This is a genomic window from Stenotrophomonas sp. YJH_SMC_64 (assembly GCF_059371375.1).
The window spans coordinates 83,080-102,766 of record NZ_JCAFUN010000012.1; the positions used below are offsets into that span (position 1 = coordinate 83,080).

The following is a 19,687-nucleotide window of genomic DNA, read 5'->3' on the forward strand; positions in this document are numbered from 1 at the left end:
GCGGCCGGCCCGCCACCATGGCGGCATGATCGATTCCGCTACCTTCTTTAAGCGCAAGCACTGGACCCTGTTGGCAGCGGCGGTGCTCGCCGGTTGCGCCACCACCGCTCCCCGCACGGGTTCCGAAGCGCCCACGCCGACCTCACCGCCGGCGGCCACCTACGCCAGGGTCGACTGGAAAGCCCTGCCAGCGGTCTCAAACAGCGATCTGCAGGCCGGCTTCGTTGCCTGGCGCAGCAGCTGCACCCGCCTGAAGAACGATGCGGTCTGGGCAAAACCCTGCACCACCGCCGCCGCGGTATCAGACAAGGACCCGGCCGCGATCCGCCAGTTCCTGCAGCGCGACCTTGATGTCTATGCGCTGCGTGCCGGTGGCCACCAGGCCGACGGACTGATTACCGGCTACTACGAGCCGATCTATGCCGGCAGCCTGACCCGCACCGCCACGGCGACCGTACCGGTCTACGGCACGCCGGATGATCTGGTGGTGGTGCAGCTGGAGAGCCTCTACCCGGAACTGAAGGGCAAGCGCCTGCGCGGTCGCGTCGAAGGCAAGGTGCTCAAGCCCTATGACGACGCCGGCACCATCGCGTCCAAGGGCGCCAACGCCCCGGTGCTGGCGTGGCTGACCGACCCGATGGACCTGCAGCTGCTGCAGATCCAGGGGTCCGGCCGCGTGCGCCTGGCCGATGGCAAGCAGGTGCGGCTGGCCTATGCGGAACAGAATGGCCACCCCTACCGCGCCATCGGGCGCTGGCTGGTGGACCAGGGCCAGCTGAAGAAGGAAGACGTCACCATGGACGCCATCCGCGCCTGGGCACGGGCCAATCCCGCGCGCGTGCCGGAACTGCTGCGCAGCAACCCCAGCTACGTGTTCTTCGTGCGCAACCCGGACAGCCCGGAAGGCCCGCGTGGTTCGCTGAACGTGCCGCTTACCGCCGGCTACAGCGTGGCGGTGGACCGCAGCGTGGTGCCGCTGGGCAGCCTGCTGTGGCTCTCCACCACGCGCCCGGACGGCACCCCGGTGGTGCGCCCGGTGGCCGCGCAGGACACCGGCGGCGCCATCGCCGGTGAGGTGCGCGCCGACCTGTACTGGGGCAGCGGGGATGCCGCCGGCAAGCTGGCCGGCGACATGAAGCAGAAGGGCAATATCTGGATGCTGTGGCCGAAGGGCGTGCCCCTGCCGAATTGAAGCAGCAGGGGTCGGATCCCTTTCCAAAGGAAAGGGCTCTGACCCCCGGATGCCTGATAATGGCGCTATTCCGAACTTTCCGGCCGCGCCTGCGGCCAGGACCCCTGCAATGACCTACGCAAAGCACAACGCAAAACCCGGCGCGAAATCCGCCGCAAAGAAGTACTACAAGCACTGGGCCGAATCGGGCCTGGGCAAGGGCAACGTGCTGATGGAAGCCCGTGGCGAGAAGATCGTGCGCCAGGTGGAAATCTACGGCACCAGGATGGTCTGGGCCGACGAGCAGGCCCACAGCGACGACCGCTTCCTGCTGGCCGACCAGCCAGTGTCGTTCCTGGATTTCGACGAGGACGACGAAATCTCCGCGCGTGAATTCGAAGCCGCCTGGAAGAAGGCACGGGAAGCCACCGGCTACCCGGTGTAATCCAAGCCCCCGGCACCCGCCCTTGTAGCGCCGAGCCTTGCTCGACGCTGCAAAAGCGGGCATGTGAAATGTTATATGATTACGTTTCACCGCAGCCGCCCCTTCCCATGAAGACTCCCACCCTTGTGGCCGCCCTGGCGGCCGCGCCGCTCGCCCCTGAAGCTTTCGCACAGTCCGCCGATGCCGCGCTCACCCTCGGCAAGGTGCAGGTGCACCAGCATGGCGAAGGCCAGCTCAGCGCGCACCAGGTGCTGACTTCGGTGGACGTGCTCGGCGCGGACCAGATCGAAGACCGCAACGTCTCGCACAGCTGGGAGCTGCTGGGGCAGATGCCCGGCATCCAGCTCACCGAAACGCGGCAGGGTGCCGAATCGGGCAAGGTCAGCTTCCGCGCCTTCAACGGCGAGGGCTACCTCAATGCCATCAAGACGCTGATCGATGGCATCCCCAGCAACGTCAACAGCGGCAACCAGCGCTTCATCGACATGCTGTTTCCGCTGGACATCAGCTACATCGAAGTAGTGCGCGGTACCAACGATCCGCGCTATGGCCTGCACAACATCGGCGGCAACGTGAACTTCGGTACGCGCCAGGGTGGCAGCTACACCGATGCGCGCCTGGCCTACGGCAGCTACAACACCCGTGATGCACAGCTGGCGGTTGGCCGCGAAGCCAATGGCTTCGCGCAGAACTATTTCGTCGGCACCCAGGCCAGCGATGGTTATCGCGACCACGACACCTCCAGGAAGTACTCGCTGGGTGGCAAGTGGTTCTTCGGCACGCTGGACGAAGGGCTGCGCGTGGGCCTGACCGCGCGCGCCTACCACCATGAGGCCGACGAACCGGGCTTCATGACCGCCGAGGAACTGCGCACGCACCGCCGTGGCAGCGAGCTGCGCAACGGCAACGACGGTGATGACCGCGACATGCGCCAGCTTGCCGCGCACCTGGATATGAAGCTGTCCGACGCACTCACCTTCGGCACGCGGCTGTACTACAACCGCTACGAAGACGACCGCCGCGTGACCTTCAGCAACCTGCCCACCGGCAACCTGCCGCGCCAGCGCCGCGTGTGGGACGAGCGGCAGCATGGCCTGCTCAGCACGCTGACCTGGCAGGCCAGCCCCGCGCTTACTGTCGAGGGCGGCCTGAACTACGAGCAGCAGGACAACGGCTACATCCGCGAGCGCTACGCCTACGCCGAACCCACCGATTTCAGCCAGCCGCCGGCGCGGGTGCAGAACAACGATCGCCACAGCTTCGACAACTGGGGTGCCTACGTGCAGGCCGTCTACCAGCCGGTCGAGGCCTGGAAGATCGTGCCGGCCTACCGCGTGGACCGTTTCAGTGGCCGCACGCACCTGATGAACGGCATCACCGCTCGGCTGCAGGATTACGGCAGCATCGGTCAGCCCAAGCTGAGCATCATCCACAGCCTGGGCCAGACCACCCACGTCTACGCGAACTGGGGCCGCACCTTCCAGGTACTGACCGGGTCCACCGCGCCGGCCTACCTCACCCCCGGGCAGGCACCGATGCAGCCGTCCACCAACACCGGCATGGAGCTGGGCCTGAAGTTCCAGCCGTTCCAGGGCGCCCAGGCGCGCCTGGCGGTGTGGCAGCAGGACGCGGAAAACGAGGTATCCAACATGCCGGCCACTGGCACCACGGTCACCCTGGGCAAGACCCGCCGACGAGGCGTGGATGCGCAGTTGAGCCTGCAACTGGGCGACGACTGGACGGTATGGGCTTCGCACGCCTACCAGGAAGCGAAGATCACCCGCGACGACCGCGATGCCGGCATTTCCCTGCAGGGCCGCGAAGTGGCTGCCACCCCGCGCCATATCAGCAATCTGGGTGTGGATTACCGCGCCACGGATGCGCTGCGGCTGGGCCTGCAGGCGCGTGCACAGGGCGATTACTACCTGGAAGAACGCAACGTGGCCGGCAAGTTCGGTGGCTTCGCCGTGCTCGACCTCAGTGCGGCCTATCAGCTCACCCCGCGTTTCAGCGTGGACCTGCAGCTGAAGAACGTCACCGGCCGCCAGTACGCCTACGCCTGGTACGACAGCTTCTTCTGGGACAGCGCCCGCCCGATGTTCTCGCCGGCCCCGGGCCGCAGCGTGTTCGTCGGCCTGAACATGAAGCTGTAACCGGCCACGCATCTGGTAGTGGTCGAGCTTGCTCGACCTGCGGCAGGGGTCAGAGCCCTTTCCTCACGGAAAGGGATCCGACCCCGGACCCCGCAGCGCAAGGGGTCAGATCCCTTTCCCCGAGGAAAGGGCTCTGACCCCGAACCCCCGTTTTGCACTACATTGGTGCAATGTCCGACCCCGCACCCCCGCCGTCCCTCGATGCCCTGGGCACGCCGCTGGCCTGGGCCGGGGCCGATGGCTGCATTGCCGGCTGCAATCCGGCCTTCGCCCGCTGGCTGGGCGTCAGCGTCCGGCGCCTGCTGGGTCGGCCATTGGTCGCCTTGGAAGTGCAGGGCGAGGCGTTGGCCCATTTCCTGGCCCGCGACGAGCGCGACAGCCTGCGCCTGAACCGGCTGGCGCTGGCGGTGCCCGGCGAGGCGCCGCGCTTCGCCGAGGGCTGGATGAGCCGCCGCGACGATGGCGGCTGGCTGCTGGAGGCGCATCCGGTCGATGAGTTCCCAGGACTCGATCCCACCCAGGCGCTGCCCAGCGCGCTCAGCGCGGCGCTGAAGGGGCTGGCCCACGAACTGCGTAATCCGCTGGCCGGGTTGAAGGGCGCGGCGCAGCTGCTGGCGCGGCGTGCCGCTCAGCGCGACGCCGGCGAACGTGAGCTGATCGAACTGATCGGTTCGGAGATCGAGCGCCTCAACGGCCTGCTCGACCAGCTGCTGTCGCCGGCCCCGGCGGCGCCCCACGCCGAACTGAACATCCATGCCGCGCTGGAGCGCGTGCTGCGCCTGGCCGAGAGCGAAGCCGGCTGGGCGGTGCGCCTGCAGCGCGACTACGACCCCAGCATTCCCGAATTCCATGGTGACGCCGACCGCCTCACCCAGGCGGTCTGGAACCTGGTGCGCAACGCGATCCAGGCCGGCGCCGGCAACATCACCCTGCGTACCCGCGTGGAGCATGGCGTGCGCATTGCCGAGCAGCTGCACACGCTGGCGTTGCGCCTGGAAATCGCCGACGACGGCCGTGGCGTTCCCGAGGAACTGGCTGAACACCTGTTCCTGCCCTTGGTCAGTGGCCGTGCCGAAGGCACTGGCCTGGGCCTGGCGCTGGCCCAGCAGGTGGCGCGCGAGCATCGCGGCACGCTGACCTACCGCTCGCGCCCGGGCCATACCGTGTTCACTCTGCTGCTGCCGATCGTCAGCGGCGCTGCCCCGGCCGAGGAGGCCCCGCGCGATGTCTGAGTCCTCTTCGTCCCCGCAGTGCATCTGGGTGGTCGATGACGATCGGGCCGTGCGCTTCGTGCTGTGCACCGCGCTACGCGAGGCGGGCTACCAGGTCCTCGATTTCGACAGCGCCGCACCCGCCCTGCAGGCGTTGAGCGAAGGCCCGCCACCGGCGCTGCTGTTCACCGATGTGCGCATGCCCGGCGACGATGGCCTGGTGCTGCTGGACAAGCTCAAGGCCGCGCTGCCGCAGCTGCCGGTGGTGGTGATGTCGGCCTATACCGATGTAGCCAGCACGGCCGGCGCGTTCCGCGGTGGCGCGCATGAATTCCTGTCCAAGCCGTTCGATCTGGACGATGCGGTGGCACTGGCGCAACGGGTGCTGCCGGCCGTCGCACCGGCATTGGCAGCGGCCACACCTGCGGCCGAAGCGCATAGCGACCAACCGCCGCAACTGGTGGGCGATACCCCGCCGATGCGCGCGCTGTTCCGCGCCATCGGTCGCTTGGCGCAGGCACCGCTGGCGGTGCTGATCACCGGCGAGACCGGCACCGGCAAGGAGCTGGTGGCCAATGCGCTGCATCGCGAATCACCGCGCGCGCAGGGGCCCTTCGTCGCGCTCAATACCGCTGCAATCCCGTCCGAGCTGCTGGAAAGCGAGTTGTTCGGTCACGAAGCCGGCGCCTTCACCGGCGCGCAGCGCCGCCATATCGGCCGCTTCGAGCAGGCCGATGGCGGCACACTGTTCCTGGATGAGATCGGCGACATGCCGCTGCCGTTGCAGACCCGGCTGCTGCGCGTGCTGGCGCAGGGCGAGTTCTTCCGCGTCGGTGGCCGTGAACTGATCCGCGTCGACGTGCGCGTGGTCGCCGCCACCCACCAGGACCTGGAAGGGCTGGTTGCACAAGGAAAGTTCCGCGCCGACCTGCTGCACCGCCTCGACGTGGTGCGCCTGCAGCTGCCACCGCTGCGCGAGCGCCGCGAGGACATCGCACAGCTGGCCAGTACGTTCCTGGCCGCCGCCGCGCGCAAGCTGGATACGCCGCCGAAGCGCCTGACCGCGGCCGCACTGCAGGCGTTGCGCGAACACGACTGGCCGGGCAACGTGCGCGAACTGGAAAACGTGTGCTGGCGGATGGCGGCGTTGGCGGCCGCCGACACCATCGGCGTGGCCGACGTCGATACCGCGCTCAACCGTACGCGCGGTCGTCGCAGCAGCACCACCATCGCCGATCCGGGGCAGTGGGAAGCGCTGCTGGCCGAATGGGCACGCCGTCAGCTGGCCGAAGGCGTAGAAGGGCTGCACGCGCAGGTGCGCGAGCGGGTCGACCATGCCCTGCTGGAGGCCGCGCTGCAGATCACCCACGGCCGCCGTGCCGAAGCCGCGGCCCGCCTGGGCCTTGGCCGCAATACCCTTACCCGCAAGCTGGGCGCCGGACGCCGCCGCGGGGGCCATTGAACGGCCCCTGCACGCGATCCTCGCGCCCGCTTGCCGAACTGTTGATCGTTCATGGACGATGCAACGCTTAGTGTCATCTGCAAGGAGTCCTTGATGCGTCTGTCCTTTGCCATCCTGCCGTTGTCCGCCGCCGTGCTGCTGTCTGCCTGCGGCAGCGCGCCGAAAAAGACCGAACCTACTCCGCCGCCGCCGACCGTGGTCAGCGCAGCGAAGCAGGGCGAGGCCAATCTTGCGCCGGCCTCGGCCAGCATTGTCAGTGGCCGCATCGCACTGATGGTGGAGCCCGGCGGTATCCACATCACCGGCCTGATCGGTGGCCTGCAGCCGATGCAGCAGGCCGGCTTCCACATCCACGAGCGCGGCGACTGCAGTGCGGTGGATGCCAGCAGTGCCGGCAATCACTTCAATCCCGGTGGCGCTGCGCATGGCCGCGCCGGCACCGGCAAGCACCACCTGGGCGACATGGACAATCTGCGTGCCGACGCCCAGGGCCGCGCCAACGTCGATATCCACCTCAAGGGCGTTACCCTTGGCGGAGGCGCCGCCACCGATATCGCCGGACGTGCACTGGTCGTGCATGCCAACGCCGACGACTATCGCAGCCAGCCCGCCGGCAATGCCGGCGTCCGCATCGCCTGTGGCGTGATCCGGGTTGTCCGCTGATCACTGCAGGCATCATCCAGGGAGAGATTCCATGCGTTTGATCCACACGTCGCTGTTCGCAGCCATTGCTGCACTGGGCCTGGCGGCCTGCAGCCAGCAGCCGGCCGCGCCGCAGGCTGAAACCCCGCCGGCCGCACCGGCCGACGGCGCCACCACCGAACCGGCCGCAACGCCGGCGCCGGCCGCTGCAGCGGCCACCGATGCCACCGCCACCGCCGAACTGGCACCGACCCAGGGTAACGAGACCAAGGGCAGCGTCACCTTCAAGGTGGTTGACGGCAAGGTCCACGTGACCGGCCAGATCAGCGGCCTGAAGCCGGGCAGCGAGCACGGCTTCCACATCCACGAGAAGGGCGACTGCAGCGCCCCGGACGGCATGAGCGCCGGTGGCCACTTCAACCCGGGCAAGCAGGATCACGGCAATGTCGCCACCGATCCGCACCACGGCGGCGACATGCCCAACATCAAGGCCGACGACAAGGGCGTGGCCACCATCGACGGCCCGGTGTCGAGCAACGTCAACATCGGCAAGGGTGATGACTTCGACATCATCGGCCGTGGCCTGATCGTCCACGCCGATGCGGATGACTACAAGACCCAGCCGACCGGCAATGCCGGCGCGCGCCTGGCGTGTGCGGTGATCCAGAAGGCGCAGTAAGCGCGCTCCTGCTGGAAATGGAAAACGCCGGCGCAAGCCGGCGCTTTTCTTGCATCCCTTCCTGTAGAGCCGAGCCGATGCTCGGCTCCCTTTGCTGCGGTCAGGGGGATCGCAGCAATGTGTCGCGTCGCCGCCGCAGTTCAGCGCATTCGGCAGGGCCGCTTTCACACAGGATCGAGATATCGGTCTGCATGTGGGCCTTGCCCGTCTTGGCATCGATCACTTCGCGCTTGAAGGTGCGCACCACGGCCGGTGCCGTGCGGTGGGGCGGCACCATCACCAGCCAGTGGGTCATGGTCACCGGCTTCAACCGTCCCTCGGTCATCTCGATTTCCCGCATGATCGCGCCAAGACTGGTGTTGTAGAGCGTCATCCCCGGCTGACTCGACTGATCCGGCGCAAGATCTACACCCTTCATCTTCGGCAGCGCTTCGACGAAGCCGGCGACGGTGCCGAATTCCAGCAGGGCATCATTTGCAATCACCACATCATCTGGCTCCGGCTCTGATGCCTCCGTGGCCGCTGGCTGGCGCCGCGGTTCGAAGTTGAATGACTGGGTGAAGCTGATCCAGGGGTGCTTCACGGGCGCGTCCGGCGGGCAGGTCAGCCGCCAGTTCCGTGCGGCGTTGAGCAGCGTGTCATCAATGCGTGCATCCCCGCTGCTCCGGCCGATCTTCACCTCCGTTTTTGCCGGATCGCCGGCCACCGGGCGCAACCAGACTTCCGCCGAGCCGCGCAAACCGCTGGACCGCACTGCGCTGGAGAACCTGGGTTCGTTGTCCGCCCAGCTCAGGCGGTCCAGCCGGCAAGCCGGTTCCGGAACAGGCACGACCGGTTGCGCGATGCCGCCCGGGCCCGTGCACTGATACTTCCAGCTGAGGGCCGCCTGCCGGGCTGCATCATCCAGCACCCGGTTGCGGGAGCCGTTCAGCACGCGCGCATCGTGGGCGCGGCCCTGCGCATCGACGTTGACCTGCACCTTGACCGTGTTGCTGAAGCTGATATGGCTGTCATAGACCTCGGGCTCCGCCACGGCAGCAGCGAAGGCCGGCGCAACTGTGCAGGTGGGTGTCGCGGCAACCGGTACCGCTGCCTGGGCCATGATCGGAAGGCCACAGACGGCTGCGGCAAGCAGGGTCAGCCCTGCGCATTGAAGTCTACACAGCATGCAGTTCGTCCTTGATCGCGCATGAGTATCCATGCACTAGCCCGCAATGGTGGCACATCGCGCCGCCGAACCGGTTGGCGGCGCGTGGTGCGGCTTGATCAGCGCGCCAGCAGTTCGCGCGCGTCCTGGCCGGCCTCGCAGTGCACGAACAGTACCGGCACGCCATGTGCTTCCAGCACCGCGGCCATCTGCCGCTGGCGCATCAGGAACTGCTCGTAGATGCCCTTCAGGCGGTCGCAATCGTTCTTGCCGTGATCGTAGTGCGCGCACCAGCCGGCCGGATCGAACAGCGCCATGCGTGCTTCGCCATGCGTGTAACGCAGCAGCGGCTCGGGCGCGGCGTTGAGCCATTCGTCTTCACCGGGGGCCATGATCGCGGTCTCGATCAGCGGCCACAGTGCGGCCAGGCCCTGGTTGTCGTACTGCATCGACATCATCGCGGCCAGATCATTCACGGTGAAATAGCGCGCGTGCTCGATGCGGGCACCGAAGGTGTTCTGCGCCATCAACGCGGTGTCGGCATGGGCCATGCCGTTGGCCAGCAGCGTGTCTTCCAGCGCCTCGGCCACCGCATTGGTCGTCGCCACGTCGCTGCCGGTCAGCAGGAACGGCACCACGCGCAGGCCGCCGCCCACCAGGCTGGCGTCGGCCTGGAACGGCAGCGGCACGTCGCCCTGGGCGTCGGTACCAAAGGCCAGCAGGCGCGGGCCCTGGTTGCGGCCCGGGGCACGCATCTGCAGTTCTTCCAGGCGGCGGTGGATCGGCCAGCCCGGGCGCAGCACTTCGGCCGGGTCGAAATGGGCGGCGGCGAACACCAGGTCCAGCTCGGCCACCTGCGGCACCAGCTTGGACAGGTCGCGGCCGACGCGATCGGCCAGTTCACCGGCCTGTTCGGCGCTGAGTACCGCCTGGCGGGGGATTTCACCGCCGGCCAGTTCCAGGGCCAGCACGCCAAGGGCATTCATCGCGGGGTCGGGTTTGCTCATGGTTCCACGGTTGGCCCATCACAGGGCGGCAGCTACACTTGGCTCCATTATGCCTGCTCCGCCGTGCAGGCCATGTTGCAGACACCCTCATCCATGCCAGGTATCTCCATGCCCAACGCTCGTCCCGTCGCCATCCTCGGTGGCGTCCGCATTCCGTTCTGCCGCCAGAACACCGCGTATTCGGATGTCGGCAACCTCGGCATGTCGGTCCGTACGCTGGGCGCGCTGGTCGAACGGTTCGGCCTGCACGGCCAGCAGCTGGGTGAAGTGGCGATGGGTGCGGTGATCAAGCACTCCAGCGACTGGAACCTGGGCCGTGAAGCCACGCTGTCGTCCGGCCTGTCGCCGCTGACCCCGGGCATCACACTGCAGCGCGCCTGTGGCACCTCGCTGGACAGCATCATCACCGTCGCCAACAAGATCGCGCTGGGCCAGATCGAATCGGGCATCGGCGGCGGTTCGGACACCACCTCCGACGTGCCGATCGTCTACGGCAAGAAGCTGCGCGCGCGCCTGCTGGCCGCCAACCGTGCCAAGAGCACTGGCGACAAGATCCGCGCGCTCACTTCCGGCTTCAAGTTCTCCGAGCTCAAGCCCGAGTTCCCGGGCGTGGCCGAGCCGCGCACCGGCAAGAGCATGGGCGACCACTGCGAGGACATGGCCAAGGAATGGAACATCTCGCGCGACTCGCAGGACGAGTGGGCGGTGTCCTCGCACAAGAAGCTGGCCGCTGCCTATGAGCGCGGTTTCTTCAACGATCTGATCGCACCGTTCCGTGGCGTCGAGCGCGACAACATCCTGCGTCCGGATACCTCGCTGGAAAAGCTGGCCACGCTGAAGCCGGCCTTCGACAAGGTCTCCGGCCGTGGCACCCTGACCGCCGCCAACTCCACGCCGTTGACCGATGGCGCCGCCGCGGTGCTGCTGGCCAGTGAAGAGTGGGCGCGTGCGCACGGCCATGAGCCGCAGGCGTACCTGCGCGATGCGCACGTCTCTGCGGTGGACTTCGTGCATGGCGAAGGCCTGCTGATGGCACCGACCGTGGCCGTGCCGGAGATGCTCAAGCGCAATGGCCTGACCCTGCAGGACTTCGACATCTACGAGATCCACGAGGCCTTCGCTGCACAGGTGCTGTGCACCCTGCGTGCGTGGGAGAGCGAGGATTACTGCCGCAACCGCCTGGGCCTGGATGCACCGATGGGCCGTATCGACCCGGACAAGATCAACCTGCTGGGCTCGTCGCTGGCCACCGGCCATCCGTTCGCCGCCACCGGTGCACGTGTGATTGCTACCGCAGCCAAGCAGCTGGCCGAACGCGGCGGTGGCCGCGCGCTGGTGTCGATCTGCACCGCCGGCGGCATGGGCGTGGTGGCGATCGTCGAACGCTGAGCATCACGGTAGTGCCGGCCGCTGGCCGGCAGCGCTGGTACGAAAACGCCGCCCAATGGGCGGCGTTTTTTTTGTTGCTCCGGTGGGTGCCGACCGTTGGTCGGCACGCCTCACGGCAACCGCGGGTTGCCGAACTCGTCGCGCTCTTCGTTGGCGTCATACACCGGCGGCTGCACCGTGATCGGCTGCTCTTCCACCGTGGCACGTAGCGGCGCCTCGCTGCCGCGCACAAGCGCCACGCTGTCCTCGCCGCGCTGCAGTCGCAGCGCATTGGCCAGGCACTGCGCGGCCAGCGCGTGCTCGCCACGCTGCGCGAACAGTTCACCCAGCGCTTCCCACGCCGGGGCACCGGCGCCGGCGGCGATGGCCTCGTGCAGGAACGTATCGGCGGCATCCCACTGCTGCTGGGCCAGGGCCACGCGGCCCTGCGCCAGATGCAGTGCGGCCGAGCCATCATGCACATTGCGCCAGCGCGCCAGGTTGGCCTGGCGGGTGGCCAGGCGCTCGGCCGGCAGGCGGCCGTACAGCGCCACCAGTTCGTCGTCCCAGCGCTGGTCCAGCGCCTGTTCCAGCGCCAGCAGCGCCGGCTCATCCCAGTTCAGGGCCACCGCACGGCTGGCATAGGCGCCCACCACGTCCGGGGTCGGCCGCAGCGCCTTCGGCGTGGCTTCCCACTGTGCGGCCAATGCGTTGACGTCGGTCGCTTCCAGCAGCGCCTGTGCGGCCAGGCGGGCTTCCAGTTCGCTGTTCGATTCGGCCGGCAGCACCTTGCTCTGGCGCAGCGCACCCAGCTGGCCATAGGCCTCGTGTGCGCGGCCGGCACGCGCCAGCGCTTCGGTACGCAGCCACAGGCCGCGCGGCGGCAGCGGCTGGATCGCCGCCACGTCCAATGCGTTGATCGCATCGACCGGCAGATCGCGCGCCAGCAGCTGTTCGGCGCGCAGCAGCGCCTGCAGGGTGGCATCGCTCTCGCCAAGACGCTGCAACAGCGCTTCACCGGCGGGGCCGTCAGCACGTGCCTGTGCGCTGCGCACGGCATTGGCCAGCGCCACCGCGCTCACTTCCGGGTCCTTGGCAGCGCCATCCAGCAGCTTCTCGGCACGCTGCCACTGGCCGTGCTCGTAGGCCTGCAGGCCGTCGATCAGGCGCACCCGGCCCTGCTTGCGGCGGTAGCGGCCCCAGGCGCGGAACGGTGCGGCAATCAGGCTCCACAGCAGCCACAGCACCAGCACTGCGATCACCGACAGCAGCGCCACCTTCGGCAGGTTGCTGTGGTAGTCGTAACCGCCGTAGCGCAGGGTCACTTCACCGAAACGGTTGAGGTCATCGGCGCCGAGCCATTGCGCGGCCACCACGCCGATGGCCACCGCCAGCAACAGCACAACCAGGGATTGCAGGGGTTTCATGCGGGACTACCTCCGGTCGGTCTGGGTGCGCAGTTGCTGCAGGGTGCTGCCAAGCACGGTGTTGCTGGCCTGCAGCGGAAGCTCGCGCAAGGCCTTCAGTTCAGCACGTTGCGCGCGCAGGGCCGGTGAATCCGGCCAGCGCCGCTGTGCCCAGTGCTCCACGCGTTCCAGTGCGGTATCTCGGCCCGTGCGGTCGCCGCGTTCGATCGCGGCGCGCGCCAGGGTCAGTTCCAGCTGCAGGGCGTCGTCGGCATTGCGACGTTCGGCGGCGGTCAGCGGGCCATTCTGGCGGCTCGGGGTGATGTCCACGAACGGGGCCAGCGTCGATTGCCACCACGGTTTTGCGGTGTCGGTCGCAGCGTTGCCAGTCACTTGCGACGGCAGCCCCTGCAGTGCCCTGGCCAAGGCATCCAGCCGCTGCAGCGACTGCACGCGCGGGCCGGCGCCCAGCGCATCGAGTGCATCGCGCTCCTGCACCAATGCCTGGCGCAGGTTCAGGCCATCGCTGTCGGGCAGATCGGCCAGCGCGGTGGCGGCCTGTGCATACAGGCGGCGCGCGCCTTCCACATCGTCGGCATAATTCAGCCGCTGCGCCGCCTGGGTCAGCAGCAGTTCGGCCTCATCGCGCTGTACCGCCTGGCGGCCCTGGTTGGCGCTGTCGGCCAGCTTGGCCAGGTTCTCTTCCAGCAGCGCACTGCGCTGCGAAAGGCCCAGCATCTCGTCGCGCAGCACGCGGTTGGTGGTCGCCGCATCCTGCAGCCGCTGGCTGGTCGCGCGCTGGTCGCGGCGCAGTGCATCCAGCGTCGCCTCCAGGCCCTGCAGCTGCACGGCCATGGTCTGTGCCTTCGCTTCCTGTTCGTGCTGTTGCTGCTGCCAGACGTACCAGCCGGCATAGCCGCCCACGCCAAGCACGACCACCCCGGCCAGCGGCAGCAGCCAGCGCACGGGTCGACGGGGCGGGGAAACGGGCGGAGTCTCGTTCATGGGGCTTCCTTGTCGGCAACGTCGCCGGTCAGGATCCGGCAGGCCGCGTTGTGCACAGCATCACTGTTGCCGACCACAGCGGCAAGCGTGACCCACGTCCCTGTTCAGGTCGCTGCCGGGACGGTGAGCGTGGCGTGTGCAGCGGCCACCAGCTGCGCCGTGGTGGGCCCGGCCGCGCGCACCACGCGCTGCAGCCCCAGTGCATGCGCCTGATCGCCCAGCCGTTCGCTGGCCACGACGACGGTGGCCTGGGCCTGCAGGCGTTGCTGCAATGCCGGCGGAAGCTGCTGCCAGAAATGCAGCAACGCCTCACCACTGCTCACCGCCAGCACCCACGGCTGCGCTGAATGCGCCAATCGAGCCAGCGTGCGGGGCGACAGGCGCAGCAGGCGGCGCTGATAGACATCGGCACGTTCGATCGTGGCGCCTGCGGCCTGCAGGTGTGCAGTAATCAGCCCGCGTCCGCCGGGCGCGGTGACCAGGCCGATGCGCAGGCCCCGCGCCTCGGCCAGCACCGGCAGCGCCAGCAGGCCCTCGCTGTCCATCCGCTGCGGTGCATGCACCTCGCCGACGCCCTGCGCCCGCAGCGCGCGCGCGGTGCCTTCGCCCACGGTCAGCCACGGGCTGCGTTGCACCTCGGCCAGTGGCAGCAGGGTGGCGGCCGCGGTCACGGCGGCCGGGCTGGTGAACACCACCCGATCGCAGTTCAGCGCGCGTTGCAGCTGGCGCACCACTGGCGTGCCCTGCAGGCGTTGCAAGCGCCAGGGCGGCAGGGCCACGACATGCCCGCCCAGCCCAGCGACGGCGCGGCGCAGCGCCGCATTCTGGCCTCGTGGGCGCAGCGAAATGAAGGTCCAGCCCGCCTCGGAACCGGCAGCGCCAGTGGGTATCGTATGGTCGGCCATTGCCTGCATTATGCGGGCCCTTCGTTGTCGTGGTCGCTGCTCCGATGTCCGTTGATGCCCTGACTTCCTCGTTGGCCGCCCTGCAGGATGTGCTGGACTGCATGCCGGCGGTCCGCGCCATGCAGATCCAGCTCGACGGCTATGCCGACGGCGTGCTGCGCATCACCGCGCCGCTGGCCGCCAACGTCAACGACAAGGGCAACGCCTTCGGTGGCAGCCTGGCCTCGGTGCTGACCCTGTCGGGCTGGGCACTGGTCAGCCTGCGCCTGCGCCTGGCCGGCCACGATGCCGAGGTCTACGTGGCCGACAGTAACCTGCGCTACCTGGCCCCGGTCTACGAAGACCTGCATGCCCATGCCGAAGCGGCCGAAGCCAGCGGCTGGGATGCCTTCCTGAATACCTTCCGCCAGCGCCGCAAGGCCCGCATCAGCATCATCGCCACCCAGCCCGGCACCGATGGCAAGCCGGCCGCCGAGTTCAGCGGTCGCTTTGTTGCCTTCGCCAAAGGGTAGGATGGCAGGCTGACGTTCTGGGGAAACCACCGATGCGCCGCCTCATCCAGTTCCTGATGTGTTCCCTGCTGCTGGTCAGCGCCGTGGCTTCGGCCGACGACCTGAGCCGCAAGCAGCGCAAGCTGCTGGAAGAGACCCAGATCGCCTACGGCGCCACCATCCGCTGGGGCAGCATGGACGATGCCATCGGCTATCTGGACCCCAAGCTGCGCAAGGAGAAGCCGCCCACCGAGTTCGAGCTCAACCGCTACGCGCAGCTGCGCGTGTCGTCCTACCGCGAGCGCAGCAGCGCGGCGCTGGAAGGCGGCCTGGTCGAGCGCCGGGTCGAAATCGGGGTGATCAACCAGAACACGCAGGCCGAACGCACCGTGATGGTGGTCGAGCGCTGGCGCTGGGATCCGGAGGCCAAGCGCTGGTGGCAGACCGCCGGCCTGCCGGACCTGTGGAAGGGGCAGTGACGGGCCGCGTCCGGCTTGTGCGACAATCGGCGCCCGCTTAATCGACCCGTGACCTGAGTGAATTACGAAGAGTTGCTGGCCTTTGCAGGCCGAAACCCGATGCTGTCCGCGGCCCTGGTCGGCCTGACCGTGGCCATCATCGTCACCGAGATCCGCCGCCTGTTCCGGGGCTTCAAGGGCATCAAGCCCGCCGAACTGACCCAGCTGATGAACGCGGGCGGCACGGTGGTGGTCGACCTGTCGGCCAGCGGTGACTTCGAGAAGGGCCACATTGCCGGCAGCCGCAACGCCCAGGCCAGTGCCTTCGGCCCGGACAACAAGCTGGTGGCCAACGCCAAGCAGTCGCCGGTGGTGCTGGTGTGCCGCAGCGGCAACGCCTCGGAAACCGCCGCCAAGGCGCTGAAGAAGGCCGGCTTCGAGAAGGTCTACGTGCTCGACGGCGGCATTCCCGCCTGGCAGCAGGCCGAGCTGCCGCTGGTCAAGGGCCGCAACTGATTGCCGCAGGTGGCGGATCCGGCCTTGTATGGGCCTGATCCCGCCCCCATCGCAGTAATTCGACCATCGTTTTCATTGCATTCATTGGAGTTACTGGAAATGTCCGAAGAGATCACCAACGGCGCTGCTGCGCCGGTCGATGCCGCCACCGGCCCCGCTTTCACCGTCGAGAAGATCTACGTCAAGGACGTCTCCTTCGAGTCGCCGAACGCCCCGACCATCTTCAATGACCAGGTGCAGCCGGAGCTGCAGCTGAACCTGAACCAGCAGGTGCAGCGCCTGGGTGAGAACGCCTTCGAAGTCGTGCTGGCCGTGACCCTGACCTGCCAGGCCGGTGAGCGCACCGCCTACGTGGCCGAAGTGAAGCAGGCCGGCGTGTTCGGCCTGGTCGGCCTGGACCCGCAGTCGATCGACGTGCTGCTCGGCACCCAGTGCCCGAACATCCTGTTCCCGTACGTGCGCCAGCTGATCAGCGACCTGATCCAGGCCGGCGGCTTCCCGCCGTTCTTCCTGCAGCCGATCAACTTCGAAGGCCTGTACGCAGAAACCCTGCGCCAGCGCCAGGAGCAGGGCGACGCACCGTCGCTGGCTGACTCCGAGCCGGCTGGCAACGCCTGATTCCTGCCGCGACGTCACGGATGAGCACTACCGCTGACAAGATCGCCGTGCTTGGCGCCGGTTCCTGGGGAACCGCGCTGGCCAGCCTGCTCGCACGGCACGGTCATCCGACCGTGCTGTGGGGGCGCGATGCTGCCGTGGTCGAAGCCATCGACCAGCGCCACGAGAACCCGCGTTACCTGCCGGGCATCCCGCTGCCGGACAGCCTGCGTGCCACCACCGATCTGGCGTCGGCGGTGGAGGGCGCGGCCTGGGTCCTGGTGGTGACCCCCTCGCATGCCTTCGGCGAAACCGTGCGTGCGCTGGCGCCGCTGCGTCCTGCCGGTGCCGGCGTGGCCTGGGCCACCAAGGGCTTCGAACCCGGTTCGGGCCGCTTCCTGCATGAAGTGGCGCGCGAAGTGCTGGGTGAGGACGTGCCGCTGGCCGTTGTCACCGGGCCGTCGTTCGCCAAGGAAGTGACCCAGGGCCTGCCGACCGCGATCACCGTGCACGGCGACGTGCCCGAGTTCGCGCAGACGGTGGCCGAGGCGATGCATGGCCCGGCGTTCCGCGCCTACACCGGCGACGACATGGTCGGTGCCGAGCTGGGCGGTGCGATGAAGAACGTGCTGGCCGTGGCCACCGGCGTGGCCGATGGCATGCAGCTGGGCCTCAACGCCCGTGCCGGCCTGATCACCCGTGGCCTCAACGAGATGCTGCGCCTGGCCGCTGCCATCGGTGCCAAGCCGGAAACGCTGATGGGCCTGGCGGGCCTGGGCGATCTGGTGCTGACCTGTACCGGCGACCTGTCGCGCAACCGCCGCCTGGGCCTGGCCCTGGGCCGTGGCCAGACGCTGCAGGATGCCGTGCGCGAAATCGGCCAGGTGGTCGAATCGGTGCAGACCGCCGACGAAGTGATGCGACAGGCGCGCCGCCATGGCATCGACCTGCCGATCTCCGACCGCGTGCGTGCCGTGCTGCATGGCGAGCAGACGCCGGAAGAAGGCCTGCGCGCATTGCTGGCGCGGGAACAGAAACCGGAATACCCGGACACGCTGTTCAAGTGAATCGAAAAACCCCGGCTACGTGCCGGGGTTTTTTCATCAGGGAGTACACGCGGGTGCCGGACGGGAGACAGGCTTTGGTGGGTGCCAAGCTTGCTTGGCATCACGCGCGCTGCATATCCACGCATGGCGTGGATCTACTGCAACGCCGATCACCGCGCCCGCGGCGGCGCGCTGGTGTTGTCCATGTCCGAAAAGATCAGCCACGGCCCATCCCCCACGCGCTTCAACGTGAGCGTGAACTTGCCGGTATCGCCCACGTTGTTGCCGTAGCTGTACGCACCAATGATGTAGCCCGTATTCCCCTCCACCGCATACGCCAAGGCACGCAGCCGCAACGGACTGCTGCCCTGGCCGGCATACGCGGCCTCGATCGCACTGCGGCCGCGCACCGGCGGCTGGTTGCTCTGCAGCACAAAGCCATCCTCGGCGAACAGCGCACCCAATGCCTTGGCATCACCCGTGCGCCACGCCTGCTCGTAGTCGCGCAGTACACGGTCCAGCGGTGCGGGCAGCGCGATATCGGGAAGCGGCTGTGCGGGCTTCGCGCCTTCGGCATCGTGGGCAATTGCCGACGATGCCATCAGCAGGGCACTGCAGAAGATCATGGCGAGTCGTGTGCGGCGCATGCGTCCAGGCCCTGGCGATGATGGGAAGGCTTCAGACGCATCCTAGCGCGCCGCTGGTTAGAATCACGCGGCCGCCGATTTGGTGGATGCAGCGCAGATCAGACAAGGACACGGAATGAAGATGCGAATCACAGGGATGGCGATGATGGCCGCGCTGCTGGCAGCCTGCGGACAGGCACCGGAAAAGACTGGCGAGACTGCACCTGCTGTGGCGCCAGCGCCGACCACCGAAGCACCGGCCGCCGTAGCGACGGTGGTCGAGAAGGAACCGTCCGCCGAAGACGGTGTGGACCCCTCGGTGTGGGACAACGAAGGCGAACCGGAAGACCCGAGCGCCGGCGGGGAACTCACCTGCGCGGACAACCCGCTGGCGACGCATTTCTTCACCCTGGTGGGCGGCAATACCGTGGACGACTGCGGCCGCAAGGATCCGAAGGTGCTGGCCGCGTTCAACGCCCTGATGAAGAACACGGCCGCAGCCGAATCCGCTGACAAGGAGATTCCATCGCTGCGCGAACGCCTGTTGAGCGGGCCCAGCGGTCCTGGCGAACTGGTAGTCCTGCAGGGTGAGCCGTGGTGGTTCTACACCGCCTGCCAGGCCCACGACTGCCCCGGCACGGCGTTGGCGATGCTGTATTCGCCCGATCAGTCGAAGATGGTTGGCCGTCTTACCGCGCGCTGCCGTGTATGGTGGCTGGGCGAGCCGACGGCGGAACAACGTGCGCAGATCGAACAGCGCCAGCCACTGCAGGATGCCGCGTTGAAGGAAGACAGCGCACTCTGCGAGTGATGTGGCGCGCGCCGCAGCGCCGGGCCGTGCCCGGCGTTGCAGTGAGCGTTGTTCCCCGTATCACCCTTCCGGCCGCATGCGTGCGCTGACCTGTGCTGTCAGCGACAGACTGGCCATCATCAGGCCCTCCATCACGCGGTCGCCCACGTACTCCTCGTCGGGACCGTTCTGGCGCACGCGCTCGGCAGCCAGCAGCATTTCCAGCGCCACGCGCAGGCCGGTCAATGCGCAATCCGCGTCGGCCAGCGCCATGCGGCGGCCCGGCATCTGATGACGTTCGGGCCAGGGTTGGCCGTCGGCGGCGGCGCCCTTGCCGATGCGGTCGAGGGTGGCGATGAAACCGAGAGGATCCTGCTGGTGCGGTGCTTCCGAAGGCGCGTCCGCGTTGGCGGGCACGTATTGCGTGCGTAGTCGGGAGGATTCGGGTGTGCTCATGGCAATGCTCCGTGCAGGACAGACGGCAGCCGCCACGCAAAGGTGGCGGGCGGAGACGTGGCTCGAAAACCGGGCGCTTGTTGAAACCGGCAGGCACAGGGCCTCC

General features: G+C 68.0%; 21 protein-coding genes. 14 read left to right on the forward strand and 7 right to left on the reverse strand.

Annotated elements, in window-relative coordinates; genetic code table 11:
• Positions 1–25: 25 nt before the first annotated feature.
• From mltA to AC5P9L_RS14260, 7 genes are all read left to right on the forward strand, one after another.
• Positions 26–1,192, forward strand: coding sequence for a murein transglycosylase A (gene mltA / locus AC5P9L_RS14230; RefSeq protein ID WP_227415397.1), 1,167 nt, complete (start codon positions 26–28; stop codon positions 1,190–1,192).
• 109 nt (positions 1,193–1,301) lie between these two features.
• A complete protein-coding gene (locus AC5P9L_RS14235) occupies positions 1,302–1,616 on the forward strand; it encodes a hypothetical protein (RefSeq protein ID WP_033834612.1) in 315 nt (104 codons plus the stop codon).
• A gap of 107 nt (positions 1,617–1,723) precedes the next feature.
• Positions 1,724–3,769 carry a TonB-dependent receptor gene (locus tag AC5P9L_RS14240; protein ID WP_227415398.1) on the forward strand — a complete coding sequence of 682 codons (2,046 nt, stop codon included), beginning with the start codon at positions 1,724–1,726 and terminating at the stop codon, positions 3,767–3,769.
• A 170-nt stretch (positions 3,770–3,939) separates the two neighbouring features.
• Positions 3,940–5,001: a two-component system sensor histidine kinase NtrB gene (locus tag AC5P9L_RS14245; protein WP_012478732.1), complete on the forward strand. Its 1,062-nt coding sequence runs from the start codon at positions 3,940–3,942 to the stop codon at positions 4,999–5,001.
• Complete coding sequence (gene ntrC / locus AC5P9L_RS14250; protein ID WP_049449860.1) at positions 4,994–6,442, forward strand: nitrogen regulation protein NR(I); 1,449 nt, start codon at positions 4,994–4,996, stop codon at positions 6,440–6,442. The genes AC5P9L_RS14245 and ntrC overlap by 8 nt, the downstream gene beginning before the upstream one ends.
• A gap of 93 nt (positions 6,443–6,535) precedes the next feature.
• The gene (locus tag AC5P9L_RS14255) at positions 6,536–7,105 is read left to right on the forward strand and encodes a superoxide dismutase family protein (protein ID WP_005407586.1); all 570 of its coding nucleotides are present in this window, start codon (positions 6,536–6,538) and stop codon (positions 7,103–7,105) included.
• Between the two features lie 31 nt (positions 7,106–7,136).
• Entirely contained in the window at positions 7,137–7,763 is a 627-nt protein-coding gene (locus AC5P9L_RS14260) for a superoxide dismutase family protein (RefSeq protein ID WP_111197128.1), read from the forward strand.
• A 100-nt stretch (positions 7,764–7,863) separates the two neighbouring features.
• Here AC5P9L_RS14260 and AC5P9L_RS14265 read toward each other — a convergent pair whose 3' ends face one another.
• Both AC5P9L_RS14265 and AC5P9L_RS14270 read right to left on the reverse strand, forming a co-directional pair.
• Entirely contained in the window at positions 7,864–8,931 is a 1,068-nt protein-coding gene (locus tag AC5P9L_RS14265) for a TonB family protein (protein WP_099470504.1), read from the reverse strand.
• 98 nt (positions 8,932–9,029) lie between these two features.
• A complete protein-coding gene (locus AC5P9L_RS14270; RefSeq protein ID WP_005407588.1) occupies positions 9,030–9,917 on the reverse strand; it encodes a hypothetical protein in 888 nt (295 codons plus the stop codon).
• Between the two features lie 93 nt (positions 9,918–10,010).
• Between AC5P9L_RS14270 and AC5P9L_RS14275 the strand changes: the two genes are divergently transcribed.
• On the forward strand, positions 10,011–11,306 hold the full coding sequence (locus AC5P9L_RS14275; RefSeq protein ID WP_012478738.1) for an acetyl-CoA C-acetyltransferase: 1,296 nt from the start codon (positions 10,011–10,013) through the stop codon (positions 11,304–11,306).
• Between the two features lie 110 nt (positions 11,307–11,416).
• Here AC5P9L_RS14275 and AC5P9L_RS14280 read toward each other — a convergent pair whose 3' ends face one another.
• From AC5P9L_RS14280 to AC5P9L_RS14290, 3 genes are all read right to left on the reverse strand, one after another.
• Complete coding sequence (locus AC5P9L_RS14280) at positions 11,417–12,712, reverse strand: heme biosynthesis HemY N-terminal domain-containing protein (RefSeq protein ID WP_076738906.1); 1,296 nt, start codon at positions 12,710–12,712, stop codon at positions 11,417–11,419.
• Between the two features lie 6 nt (positions 12,713–12,718).
• Positions 12,719–13,696 (reverse strand): uroporphyrinogen-III C-methyltransferase, encoded by a 978-nt coding sequence (locus AC5P9L_RS14285; protein ID WP_111189282.1) that lies wholly within the window; start codon positions 13,694–13,696, stop codon positions 12,719–12,721.
• 104 nt (positions 13,697–13,800) lie between these two features.
• Positions 13,801–14,610, reverse strand: coding sequence for a uroporphyrinogen-III synthase (locus tag AC5P9L_RS14290; RefSeq protein ID WP_133050869.1), 810 nt, complete (start codon positions 14,608–14,610; stop codon positions 13,801–13,803).
• A 35-nt stretch (positions 14,611–14,645) separates the two neighbouring features.
• On the opposite strand from AC5P9L_RS14290, the gene AC5P9L_RS14295 reads away from it, so the two are divergent.
• From AC5P9L_RS14295 to AC5P9L_RS14315, 5 genes are all read left to right on the forward strand, one after another.
• Complete coding sequence (locus tag AC5P9L_RS14295; RefSeq protein ID WP_111189280.1) at positions 14,646–15,113, forward strand: YiiD C-terminal domain-containing protein; 468 nt, start codon at positions 14,646–14,648, stop codon at positions 15,111–15,113.
• A gap of 32 nt (positions 15,114–15,145) precedes the next feature.
• Positions 15,146–15,571, forward strand: coding sequence for a hypothetical protein (locus AC5P9L_RS14300; protein WP_005407594.1), 426 nt, complete (start codon positions 15,146–15,148; stop codon positions 15,569–15,571).
• A 57-nt stretch (positions 15,572–15,628) separates the two neighbouring features.
• Positions 15,629–16,066, forward strand: coding sequence for a rhodanese-like domain-containing protein (locus tag AC5P9L_RS14305; RefSeq protein WP_004153552.1), 438 nt, complete (start codon positions 15,629–15,631; stop codon positions 16,064–16,066).
• A 99-nt stretch (positions 16,067–16,165) separates the two neighbouring features.
• Positions 16,166–16,684 (forward strand): protein-export chaperone SecB, encoded by a 519-nt coding sequence (gene secB / locus AC5P9L_RS14310; protein WP_005407596.1) that lies wholly within the window; start codon positions 16,166–16,168, stop codon positions 16,682–16,684.
• Between the two features lie 20 nt (positions 16,685–16,704).
• A complete protein-coding gene (locus AC5P9L_RS14315) occupies positions 16,705–17,730 on the forward strand; it encodes an NAD(P)H-dependent glycerol-3-phosphate dehydrogenase (protein ID WP_227415401.1) in 1,026 nt (341 codons plus the stop codon).
• A gap of 149 nt (positions 17,731–17,879) precedes the next feature.
• On the opposite strand, the gene AC5P9L_RS14320 is transcribed toward AC5P9L_RS14315, so the two are convergent.
• A complete protein-coding gene (locus tag AC5P9L_RS14320; protein WP_495230642.1) occupies positions 17,880–18,335 on the reverse strand; it encodes a YybH family protein in 456 nt (151 codons plus the stop codon).
• 136 nt (positions 18,336–18,471) lie between these two features.
• Here AC5P9L_RS14320 and AC5P9L_RS14325 point away from each other — a divergent pair, with 136 nt between their 5' ends.
• The gene (locus tag AC5P9L_RS14325) at positions 18,472–19,146 is read left to right on the forward strand and encodes an Ivy family c-type lysozyme inhibitor (RefSeq protein WP_100438981.1); all 675 of its coding nucleotides are present in this window, start codon (positions 18,472–18,474) and stop codon (positions 19,144–19,146) included.
• A 60-nt stretch (positions 19,147–19,206) separates the two neighbouring features.
• Here the strand turns inward: AC5P9L_RS14325 and AC5P9L_RS14330 are convergent, their stop codons facing one another.
• A complete protein-coding gene (locus tag AC5P9L_RS14330) occupies positions 19,207–19,581 on the reverse strand; it encodes a hypothetical protein (protein WP_053497779.1) in 375 nt (124 codons plus the stop codon).
• Positions 19,582–19,687: the final 106 nt, after the last annotated feature.